Raw genomic sequence first — 10,311 nt, 5'->3', positions numbered from 1 at the left:
CCGGTAGTGCCGGCCGCCGGCCGGCTCCCCGTGACGCTTGCCTCATGCGTCAGACAGACTGAGGAGCCGGCCAGCACCCCGCCACTACCCCGTCGTCTTCGATCAACGTGCCATCGCTGCGGCTCCAGCGCCTCAGGGACGCCAGTTGGCGTTGCTGTCCCAGAACGTCACCGCGCGCTGATACGCCTGGCGATCCAGCGGCACGCCCGAGCCACCCTCTTCCACGCCCAGTGCGTTCCGCATCATGGTGATCGGGGCCATCGGCACTTCCTCCGGCTCGGCGGTGTAGATGCAGCCCACGATGCCCCACTCCGCATCGATGGGGGAGCCCTCTTTGGCCAACTGCTCGGCGCTGTACAGGATCACCACCAGGTAGTTCGCGCGCGGCGATTCCACGCCTTCAAACCAGCGCACCAGCACCGGCAGTTCCTCGCGGTTGCGCGCTTCATAACCACTGCGCAGCTGGTGACGGTTGGCCTCGGTGATCGGTATGGTCAAGCAGCGCGTGGAGGTCCAGTTTTCGTACACATGCAGTTTGCAGAACGGCGCGTAGCCATCGAGCACCTTGAACGGCGCGTGCGTGTTGAGGTGCTGTTCGAACTGCTCGGCGCTGCAGTCCTGAATGGTATTGCCGCGCGGCACGCGCGGGAACAGGCGGGGCCGGGCGAACGCGGTGAGGACGATGGACATGGGTACAGTCAGGCGGCGGAGATCCCGCACAGGGTAACGCGTGCGGCGCGTGCCCTACAGCGCCAGCCGCTCACGCAGCTCGCGGGCCTGCCGCCGCGAGACCTCCACCTGGCTGCCGTCATCGAGGGTCAGGTCGTAGCCACCGCCGAGGGATGGTTCGATCGCACGCACACGTCGCAGGTTGACCAGGGTGTTGCGGTTGGCGCGGAAGAACAGCGCTGGCGACAGCCGTGCCTCCAGCGTGCTGAGGCTGCGTGCCAGCACCGCGTTCTGGTCGCGGAACCACAGGCGTGCGTAGTTGCCGTCGACGACGACCTTGCGGATCTCGCCGAGCGCCACGAACCAGCAGCGTTCGCCATCGCGCAGGAATACCTGATCGTCGGCGCCCAGCGCATCGCGCACGCTGCCCGTCGCAGCGGGGGCGGCCGGTGCCGAGAGGCGCTCCCGGCCGCGTTCCAGCGCCGCTTGCAGGCGGCCTGCCTCCACCGGCTTGACCAGGTAGTCGAGCGCGTTGGTTTCGAAGGCGCGCACCGCGTACTGGTCGTAGGCGGTGACGAATACCACCATCGGCACCGTCTCCAGTCCGTCGAGCACATCGAAGCCCTCGCCCGAGGGCATCTGCACATCGAGCAACACCAGATCGGGTTGCTCGCGCAGGATCGCCTCGCGTGCCGCGGGCACGTCGTCGGCCTCGCCGACACACGCCACCCACGGGATCGCCGCCAGCAGGGTGCGCAGCTCGCGGCGCGCCAGTCGCGCGTCATCCACGATCAACACGCGCAGTGAAGCACTCATTGCTGCACCTCCAGGCGGGCCAGCATGCGCTCGCCCAGTCGTTCCAGCAGGAACGTGCCCCGGCTGGATGAAGAGGGCGCCGCGTCGCTGCCCAGCTGCGCGCGCAGATAGGCCAGCCCGATGCCGTGGCCTTCGCTGGTGGCGTCGTGCGAGGCGGGATTGTCCACCTCCACCCGCAGCCGACCGCCATCGAGGCACACGCGGATCGTCAGCTCACCGCCGCCGGGGTGCACCGCGATGCCGTGCTTGATCGCATTCTCCACCAGCAGCTGCAGCGCCATCGGCGGCAGCCGCGCGGACAGCGCGACCGGCTCGATGTCGGTGTGCACCCGCAAGCGGTCTTCGTAGTGGATCGCCTCCACCGCCAGGTAGTCCTGCACGACGCGCCACTCCTCGGCCAAGGTGACCCAGCCCCCGTCGGTATGCACCAGGGCGTGCCGCAACGTGCTGGATAGATGGGTGACCATATCGCGTGCGCGCGCCGGGTCTTCATTGATCAGGGCACGCAGGTTGTTGAGCGCATTGAACACGAAGTGGGGATTGAGCCGCGCACGCAGCGCCTGGTGCTCCAGCGTCGCCCGCTGCGCTTCGGCGCGCAGCTGCGCCATCTCGCTGTGCCGGGCACGCTGCAGCGCGCGGCGGCCGGTCCACAGCGCGCACCACACGCTCAGCACGATGGCGGTGCTGAGCCAATAGTTGAAGATGTCGATCGGCCTGTAATAGGCGCGTTGCCCCGGCAGCTTCACCCACTCCCAGGCCACCGCGGGCAACAGTACAGCCGCGGTAGCGAGCTGGATGGCGGCGGCGGCGATCACCACGGCCAGCGTCATCCGCCACGTGAGTCCCAGCAGATCGCGCTGCAACCAGTCATGACGAAGCGCCCAGGCGCGAATCAATGCGCTGCCAGCGAACAAACCAAGCGCGACCATCACGTAGATCAGCGTCCCGCCGGACCAGTTGCCGCGGTAAGCGATGCCCATGCCGAGGCTCACGCCCAGGTAGCAGGACCATAGACCCACGTTCGCCCACCAGAAACCGGTATCGCGTGCTGTCCGCTTCTCGCTCATCGTCTCCACGCAGGTCTCGATCAGGGCGCTGCAGGCAGATCAAAGAAGCCCCGGATCTGCGTCTGCAGCCAGCGCGGATCATCCCACATCAGGAAGTGGTAGCCCGCGCGGCTCATCTCGATCCGCACACCGGGCAGCGCGGCGTACTGCGTGGCGAATACCTGCCGCGTACTGGCCTCGGTCGCGCCGAACGGCTGATAGGCCGCCCATGCGCCCAGCACCAGCACCGGTACCGTGATGCCGGCGATCGGCTGGCGCAGGTCGGTCATCGTCATCGAGTACATCGCGTTGGCGGTGGTGGCGCGGTCACTGTCGCGTCCCCACTGCTTCAAGGTCGCAACATGCTCGGGGGCGTGCGCCATGTTGGTGACCGCGGCGTCGGTCTGCGCCGCGTACTGTGTGGCGTCGGCGGCAAGCATGCCGGCCCGCATCTGCTCGGCCATCGGCTTGAGCGTGGCCGGTGTCGCGGCCGGATTCTGGACCGCGCCGAAGTACGGCAGGGCATCGACGATCACCAGTGGCCCGATCTTCTGCGGCGCCGCGATCGCCATCTGCAACGCCAGCACACCACCGAGGCTGTGGCCGATCACGGCCGGATGATCGAGCTTGCGGTCCGCGCTGTAGGCCAGCAGGCGATCGCGCATGGCGCTCAGAAAGTCATCGCTGGCCACCGCAGGCGCACCGGCAAAGCCCGGCAGCTGGATCAGGTGGCATTGCACCTGCGGCTGCAGCGCGGCGCAGGTCTCGCGCCAGACCTGCGCACCGCTGTTGAGGCCCGGGATCATCAGCACCGGCCGGCCGCTGCCGATCACCTCGACCTGCAGATCCTGAAAGCGCTCGGTGGCCGCATGGGCCGGGCTGACCAAGGTGGCCCATGCGGTCAGCGCGAGCGCGGCCAACGGGGCGATGGAGTAGAGGCGGCGGGGACGGACGGTCGACATGGCAGGCTCCTGCTGGGTGAGCATGGAGACTGACGCAGGGCGTCGTCACCGGGGCGATTACATGAGCAGCGGCCGCAGACCGGCGGTGAGCGGTCGGCAGCGGCAGATCAACATCTGCGCCTCAGCGAGCCGGCGCGCCCACGATGGCCTGCAATGCCGCCGGCAGCGATGGGTACTGGAAGACAAACCCCTCCGCCAAGGCGTGCGCCGGCTGCACGTTCTGCCCGGTCAGCAGCAGTCCGCTCATTTCGCCGAAGCCCAGTTTCAAGGCGAATGCCGGCGTGGTCAGCCGGGCCGGACGGTGCAGCACCTCGCCCAGCGTGGTGGCGAAGGTCCGGTTGGTGACCGTGCCGGGCGCCGTGCCGTTGTAGGCGCCGCGTGTCCGGTCGGTGGTGAGCAGCCACAGGATCATCCCGACCAGGTCCTCGCGATGGATCCAGCTCGTCCACTGCCGCCCATCGCCCATCGGCCCGCCGAGCCCCATCCGGAACGGCGGCAGCATCTTCTGCAATGCGCCGCCCTCACGCTCAAGCACGACGCCGGTCCGCAGCACGCAGGTGCGCACGCCGAGGTCCTCGGCCTTGAGCGCCTCGGCCTCCCACTGCCGGCACAGCATCGCCGCGAAATCGTGGCCGGGCGAGGCCGTCTCATCCAGCGGCGCGCTGTCGCGGGGACCGTACCAACCGATCGCCGAGCCGGACACCAGCACCCGCGGGCGTTCGGGCAACGCGGTCATCCATGCCAGCAGCGCCTGCGTCGTGCCGATCCGGGAATCGCGCAGCGCCTGCTTGCGGTCATCGGTCCAGCGGCCCTCCATCAGCGGCTCGCCCGCCAGGTTGACCACCGCCTGGACCGGGCCGACCTCCCCCAGCGCTGCAACGCTGCGCACGCCCGGCTGCGGGTTCCGGCCGGGCCGGCGGGTCAGGACGATGGGGTCGTGGCCCTCGGCCAGCAGGCGCGTGCACAGGCGGCGCCCGATGAAGCCGGTGCCACCGGTGACGAGAATCTGCATGGCGGGTGCTCCGTTGATGTCAGCGCCACTGTACGCGGCGCGGTGTGCACACGACATGTCATGTGCTTCACATTCATCGCGATGAAGAGATATGATTGAGCCACACCCGCCGACGCGCCCCGCCCATGACCGCCATCAGCTTCGAGTTCTATCCGCCCAAGACCGACGAGCAGCGTGCCCAGCTGGACCGGACCGCGGCCAAGCTGAAGGTGTTCGCGCCGGAATATGTGTCGTGTACGTTCGGTGCCGGCGGCTCCACGCTTAGTTACACCTCCGAGACCGTCCGTCACCTCAAGCAGCACCACGGCTTCGATGCGGCTCCGCACCTGTCCTGTGTCGGTGGCAGCCGCGAGGAGATCCGCGAACTGCTCAAGCTGTACCGCGCGATCGGCTGCCGCCGCATCGTCGCCCTGCGCGGCGACCTGCCCTCCGGCATGGGCCACCCCGGCGACCTGCGGTATGCCTCCGAACTGATCAGCTTCATCCGCGCCGAGCATGGCGATGCGTTCCGTATCGAAGTGGGGGCGTATCCGGAGACCCACCCGCAGGCCAACGACGCGCTGCTGGACCTGAAGCACTTCAAGACCAAGATCGACGCGGGCGCCGATGCGGCGATCACCCAGTACTTTTTCAACGCCGATGCCTACTTCCACTTCGTCGATGCGGTGCGCAAGCTGGGGGTCACCGTACCGATCGTGCCGGGCATCATGCCGATCTCCAATTTCAGCCAGCTGCGGCGCTTCTCCGAGCAGTGCGGCGCCGAGATTCCGCGCTGGATCGGCAAGCGCATGCAGGCCTACGGTGACGATGCCGACTCGGTCCGCGCGTTCGGTGCCGAGGTGGTGGCCAGCCTGTGCGAACGCCTGGTCGCTGGCGGCGCGCCGGGCCTGCACTTCTACACGCTCAACCTGGCCAAGCCGACCACCCAGGTCCTGAAACTGCTGCGCGGCTGAGGCGGCCACGTATCGCTTGCAGATAACGCCCACGCCGCTACGCTGCTGCGATGAAACCGCTCGTGTGGCTCCTGCTGTGTGCGCTGTGCCTGCCCTCGCCGCCTGCCCTGGCGCAGGCGTCGCAGCGCGTGAACCGCTGCACCACTGCCCAAGGCGAAACCGTCTTCACCGATCGCCGCTGCGATGCACTGGGTGCCACCTCCCGTATGCCCCCGCGCACCGCGAGCGTCGGCAACACCGGCATCTACCGCGCCGGCTGCGCGCGCCGGCTCAGTGAACTGACCGGGCAGATCCGCGACGCGGTCAGCGCGCAGGACGTGAACCGGCTGTCCTCGATCTACCTCTGGAGCAACGTCTCCAACGCGACGGCGAACCACATCATCGGCCGCCTGGAATCGGTGGTGCAGCGCCCGCTGATCGACATCGCGCCGGTCTACCCGGACAGCGCGCCCGTGTGGGTGGACCCGACACTCGCCGCTGCGGAGGCCCCCTCGCGTCCCCGACCGGTCGGCCTGCGCATCGAACAGACCCTCGGCAGCACCGCCACCCCGGCCAGGACCGTATTCGGCCTGCGCCGTCAGTACGGCTGCTTCTGGATCACGCTGTAACCGGCCACAGCGAGCGGATCGCCGCGATGCCCTGCGCCCCGTGGCGGCGCGCCTCCTCGATATCACCGGGGGTCATCCCGCCGAGCGCATACAGCGGCAACGACACCTGCTCGCGCAGCGTCTCGAACGCCGCCCAGCCCAGCGGTGCCGCCCCCGGATGGCTGGCCGTCGCCTGCACCGGCCCCAGCACCGCGAAATCGCAGCCCAACCGCTGCGCCGCCTGCAGCTGCGCCAGGTCGTGGCAGGACGCCGCCACCAGCTGACCCACCGGCAGCGGCCGCGCTTGCAGCGCCAGCAGCTGCTCACTGCCCAGATGCACCCCGACCCCCAACCGAGCGGCCAGGTCGATATCCCGGTTGACCAGCCACTGCGTGCGTGGCCCGTGCTGCTGGATCACCCGCTCGGCCAAGGCCACCCGCGCCGGGCTGGACGGCGTGCGCAGCTGTACCCGGCGCACTCCGCTTTCCAGCGCCTGCGCCAGGCGCTCCAGCCAGTCCTGGTGGACGCTGTCCTCCTCACCCTCCGGCTCCGGCGTGATCAGATACCGGTCCGGCTGCCGCAGCGCCGCCACCACCGGTAGATCGGCCGGCGGCATCGAGTACCGGTGCAGCTTGTCCGGCGCCACCCAGGTGATCGCCTGTCCCTCGCGGCCCCGCGGCGAGCCCTTCCAGCTCTGGATCCGGCGCACCTCAAGCCGCAGCCGCTTGTCCGGGTAGATCTGCGGCACATCCATGATCCACTCACCGATCTCCGCCTCGATCCCCAGCTCCTCGCGCAGCTCCCGCACCAGCGCCTCCTCGGAGGTCTCGCCGGCTTCCCGCTTGCCGCCCGGGAATTCCCACAGGCCGGCCATATCGCGGTTCTCGGTGCGACGGTTGAGCAGGATGCGGCCGCGGGCGTCGGTGATGACGCCGGCCACGACATGGATCGAACGAAGGGGAGATGACATACCCGGAGGATGCCCAAACCGGGGCACGTGACGCAATGCCCCTGCGGGTAGTTGTGGGGGCTCGTTGTGGATCGTGGTGGCGTCTCCGCTCGGAGCTGCCGCGAGCGTAATGGCCCCGCAGCGACCCGCAGGCCCCTCGGCAAATGTCCCCCGGCCGCCGCCCGATGGCGACGGCCTCCTCCTTGATTTTGCCCAGGAGCCTGCGGGCCGCTACGGGGCTCGCGCGCGGTAGGAGTGCGGAAAAGCGGACCTTGCTATTGGGCGCCAGTAGTCTCGATACGTGGGGCGCGATGCCCTTGTGGGCGAAATCAAGGAGGAGGGGACGGCCGCAGGCCGGCACCGGGGGACATTCGCCGACAAGGGCATCGCGCCCCAGCGCCCGGCCCATCCACCGCCGTGCTTGGAAAGGTCAACGCGCACCACATGCCTGCCACGCGGATGGAAGAAGAACCACAAAAAAGCCCCGCACCAGGCGGGGCTTCTTCAGCACGTCCAATCAGCCGATCAACCGATCAGCTCAGCTGACCATGGCAGTGCTTGTACTTCTTGCCGCTGCCGCACGGGCACGGATCATTGCGGCCGACCTTCGGCTCATCGCGGGTGACCTGCGGCACGCCGTTCTGCGCCGCCTCCACCTGCGCGGCCTCTTCGTCCGCACCGTAACCGCCCGCGTCCTGATGCTGGAACTGCGACTGCAGCAGACGGGCCTCCGCCTGCTGGCGCTCGGCCTGCTCCAGCGCCGCCACTTCCTCTTCGCTGCGGATACGCACGCGCGCCAGCAACGTCACCACTTCGCGCTTCACGTTCTCCAGCATCTCCGAGAACAGTTCGAAGGCTTCCTTCTTGTATTCCTGCTTCGGCTGCTTCTGCGCATAACCGCGCAGGTAGATGCCCTGGCGCAGGTAATCCATGCGCGCCAGATGCTCCTTCCAGCTCTGGTCCAGCACGGTCAGCATCACGTGCTTCTCCAGCGCGCGCATGGTCTCGTCGCCCACGCCGGCTTCCTTCGCCGCGAAGTGCTCGTCCACCTTGGCCTGCACCTTCTCGGCGATGCCCTCGGCGTCCAGCTCTTCATGCGCCTTGACCAGTTCGGTCAGCGACATGTCGATGCCGAAGTCCGAGGCCAGCGTGGCTTCCAGACCCTGCAGGTCCCACTGCTCGTCGATCGAGTTCGGCGGCACGAAGCGCGCCACTACATCGAAGATCACATCGCCACGGATGCCATCCACGTTGTCCTTCACCGACTCCGCATCCAGCAGCTCATCGCGCTGGCTGTAGATCACCTTGCGCTGATCGTTGTTGACGTCGTCGAAGTCCAGCAGGTTCTTGCGGATATCGAAGTTGTGCGCTTCGACCTTGCGCTGCGCCTTTTCGATCTGGCGGCTGACCAGGCGATCCTCGATGACGTCGTCTTCCTTCATGCCCATCATGCGCATCGCCTTCTGGACCCAGTCCGAGGCGAAGATGCGCATCAGGTTGTCTTCCAGCGACAGGTAGAAGCGGGACGAACCCGGATCGCCCTGGCGGCCCGAACGGCCACGCAGCTGGTTATCGATACGGCGCGACTCATGGCGCTCGGTGCCGACGATGTGCAGGCCACCGGCCGCCTTGACCGCATCGTGGCGGACCTGCCACTCGGCCTTGACCTGGGCGCGCTGTTCCGGCGTCGCCTCTTCGCCCAGCTCGTGCAGCTGCGCTTCCAGCGAACCGCCCAGCACGATGTCGGTACCACGGCCGGCCATGTTGGTGGCGATGGTCACCGCGCCCGGCATGCCGGCGTTGGCGATGATGGTCGCTTCGCGGTCATGCTGCTTGGCGTTGAGCACTTCGTGGTGCACACCGGCCTTGCGCAGATGCTCGGACAGCATCTCCGAGGTCTCGATCGAGGTCGTGCCCACCAGCACCGGCTGGCCGCGCTCGTTGCAGGCCTGGATATCGGCCAGCACCGCGTTGAACTTGCCGTTGCGGTTGAGGAACACCTGGTCCGAACCGTCCTTGCGGATGGTCGGGCGGTTGGTCGGGATCACCACCACTTCCAGGTTGTAGATGCTCTGGAATTCGTAGGCTTCCGTATCGGCCGTACCGGTCATGCCGGACAGCTTCTTGTACATGCGGAACAGGTTCTGGAAGGTGATGCTCGCCAGCGTCTGGTTCTCGCGCTGGACCGGCACGCCTTCCTTCGCTTCCACTGCCTGGTGCAGGCCATCGGACCAGCGGCGGCCGGCCAGGGTACGGCCGGTGAATTCATCCACGATCACCACTTCGCCATCGCGCACGATGTAATCCACGTCGCGCTGGTAGATCGCATGCGCACGCAGCGCCGCGTTGAGGTGGTGCACCACGGTCAGGTTCTGCGCGGCGTACAGGCCTTCGGTCTCGGCATTGAGGATGCCGGCTTCGACCAGCAGTGCCTCGGCATGCTCCATGCCCGCTTCGGACAGATGGACCTGCTTGCCCTTCTCATCGACCCAGAAATCGCCCTCGCCTTCCTCGGCCTCCTGCTTGATCAGGTGCGGGACGACGCGGTTGACACGGATGTACAGCTCCGGGGAATCATCGGCCGGGCCGGAAATGATCAGCGGGGTGCGGGCTTCATCGATCAGGATCGAGTCGACTTCATCGACGATCGCGTAATGCAGGCCGCGCTGGTAGCGGTCCGCACGGGACAGCGCCATGTTGTCGCGCAGGTAATCGAAGCCGAATTCGTTGTTGGTGCCGTAGGTGATGTCGCTGGCATACGCCTCGCGCTTGTCGCCGTGCGGCATGCCCGGGTAGACCACGCCCACGCTCATGCCCAGCCAGTTGTAGAGCTTGCCCATCTGCGCCGAGTCACGGCGGGCCAGGTAGTCGTTCACGGTGACCACGTGGACGCCCTTGCCTTCCAGCGCGTTCAGATACACCGGCAGCGTGGCGACCAGGGTCTTGCCTTCACCGGTGCGCATTTCCGCGATCTTGCCCAGGTGCAGGACCATGCCGCCGATCAGCTGCACATCGTAATGACGCATGCCCAGCACACGGCGGCTGGCTTCACGGCAGACCGCGAACGCTTCGGGAAGCACCTTGTCCAGGGCCTCACCGTCAGCGATGCGCTGCTTGAATTCCGGGGTCTTGGCCTTGAGCTGCTCGTCGGAGAGCTTTTCGATTTCCGGCTCCAACGCATTGATCTTGGCGACGATGCGGTTGAGCTGGCGCAGCTGTCGTTCATTACGACTGCCGAAGACGCGGGTAAGCAGGCTGTTGATCATTGAAGGAACCGGTTGGAATGAGACGCCCCAACGGCGGCGCTCTCCCCAGGG

9 protein-coding genes are annotated in these 10,311 nt (G+C 67.5%); 2 read left to right on the top strand and 7 right to left on the bottom strand.

From position 1 onward, the window contains the following. Positions 1-132 precede the first annotated feature (132 nt). The 5 genes from ACE026_RS06760 to ACE026_RS06740 all read right to left on the bottom strand — a co-directional run bounded on the left by ACE026_RS06760 (position 133) and on the right by ACE026_RS06740 (position 4,505). Positions 133-690 carry a DUF3228 family protein gene (locus ACE026_RS06760; protein ID WP_486038462.1) on the bottom strand — a complete coding sequence of 186 codons (558 nt, stop codon included), beginning with the start codon at positions 688-690 and terminating at the stop codon, positions 133-135. 54 nt (positions 691-744) lie between these two features. Further along, a complete protein-coding gene (locus ACE026_RS06755) occupies positions 745-1,485 on the bottom strand; it encodes a LytR/AlgR family response regulator transcription factor (protein WP_486038461.1) in 741 nt (246 codons plus the stop codon). Further along, the gene (locus tag ACE026_RS06750) at positions 1,482-2,552 is read right to left on the bottom strand and encodes a sensor histidine kinase (protein ID WP_486038460.1); all 1,071 of its coding nucleotides are present in this window, start codon (positions 2,550-2,552) and stop codon (positions 1,482-1,484) included. The genes ACE026_RS06755 and ACE026_RS06750 overlap by 4 nt, the downstream gene beginning before the upstream one ends. A gap of 20 nt (positions 2,553-2,572) precedes the next feature. Then, positions 2,573-3,493 (bottom strand): alpha/beta fold hydrolase, encoded by a 921-nt coding sequence (locus tag ACE026_RS06745; RefSeq protein ID WP_486038459.1) that lies wholly within the window; start codon positions 3,491-3,493, stop codon positions 2,573-2,575. Positions 3,494-3,614: 121 nt separating this feature from the next. Further along, the gene (locus ACE026_RS06740) at positions 3,615-4,505 is read right to left on the bottom strand and encodes a TIGR01777 family oxidoreductase (protein ID WP_486038458.1); all 891 of its coding nucleotides are present in this window, start codon (positions 4,503-4,505) and stop codon (positions 3,615-3,617) included. 125 nt (positions 4,506-4,630) lie between these two features. Between ACE026_RS06740 and metF the strand changes: the two genes are divergently transcribed. Both metF and ACE026_RS06730 read left to right on the top strand, forming a co-directional pair. Beyond that, entirely contained in the window at positions 4,631-5,458 is an 828-nt protein-coding gene (gene metF / locus ACE026_RS06735; RefSeq protein ID WP_346472105.1) for a methylenetetrahydrofolate reductase [NAD(P)H], read from the top strand. A 50-nt stretch (positions 5,459-5,508) separates the two neighbouring features. Continuing rightward, positions 5,509-6,066 carry a hypothetical protein gene (locus ACE026_RS06730; RefSeq protein WP_486038457.1) on the top strand — a complete coding sequence of 186 codons (558 nt, stop codon included), beginning with the start codon at positions 5,509-5,511 and terminating at the stop codon, positions 6,064-6,066. Here ACE026_RS06730 and ACE026_RS06725 read toward each other — a convergent pair. Both ACE026_RS06725 and secA read right to left on the bottom strand, forming a co-directional pair. Next, positions 6,056-7,015 carry a Nudix family hydrolase gene (locus ACE026_RS06725; protein ID WP_486038456.1) on the bottom strand — a complete coding sequence of 320 codons (960 nt, stop codon included), beginning with the start codon at positions 7,013-7,015 and terminating at the stop codon, positions 6,056-6,058. The two genes, ACE026_RS06730 and ACE026_RS06725, sit on opposite strands and share 11 nt — an antisense overlap. A 512-nt stretch (positions 7,016-7,527) precedes the next feature. Further along, positions 7,528-10,260 (bottom strand): preprotein translocase subunit SecA, encoded by a 2,733-nt coding sequence (gene secA, locus ACE026_RS06720; RefSeq protein WP_486038455.1) that lies wholly within the window; start codon positions 10,258-10,260, stop codon positions 7,528-7,530. Positions 10,261-10,311: the final 51 nt, after the last annotated feature.

It is taken from the genome of Stenotrophomonas sp. AGC87 (assembly GCF_057333975.1).
This window is presented reverse-complemented; position numbering and strand designations above follow the sequence as displayed.

Excerpts from the sequence above, each read along its gene's own strand:
- ACE026_RS06760 (WP_486038462.1), bottom strand. The coding sequence starts at position 690 with ATGTCCATCGTCCTCACCGCGTTCGCCCGGCCCCGCCTGTTCCCGCGC.
- ACE026_RS06755 (WP_486038461.1), bottom strand. The coding sequence starts at position 1,485 with ATGAGTGCTTCACTGCGCGTGTTGATCGTGGATGACGCGCGACTGGCG.
- ACE026_RS06750 (WP_486038460.1), bottom strand. The coding sequence starts at position 2,552 with ATGAGCGAGAAGCGGACAGCACGCGATACCGGTTTCTGGTGGGCGAAC.
- ACE026_RS06745 (WP_486038459.1), bottom strand. The coding sequence starts at position 3,493 with ATGTCGACCGTCCGTCCCCGCCGCCTCTACTCCATCGCCCCGTTGGCC.
- ACE026_RS06740 (WP_486038458.1), bottom strand. The coding sequence starts at position 4,505 with ATGCAGATTCTCGTCACCGGTGGCACCGGCTTCATCGGGCGCCGCCTG.
- metF (WP_346472105.1), top strand. The coding sequence starts at position 4,631 with ATGACCGCCATCAGCTTCGAGTTCTATCCGCCCAAGACCGACGAGCAG.
- ACE026_RS06730 (WP_486038457.1), top strand. The coding sequence starts at position 5,509 with ATGAAACCGCTCGTGTGGCTCCTGCTGTGTGCGCTGTGCCTGCCCTCG.
- ACE026_RS06725 (WP_486038456.1), bottom strand. The coding sequence starts at position 7,015 with ATGTCATCTCCCCTTCGTTCGATCCATGTCGTGGCCGGCGTCATCACC.
- secA (WP_486038455.1), bottom strand. The coding sequence starts at position 10,260 with ATGATCAACAGCCTGCTTACCCGCGTCTTCGGCAGTCGTAATGAACGA.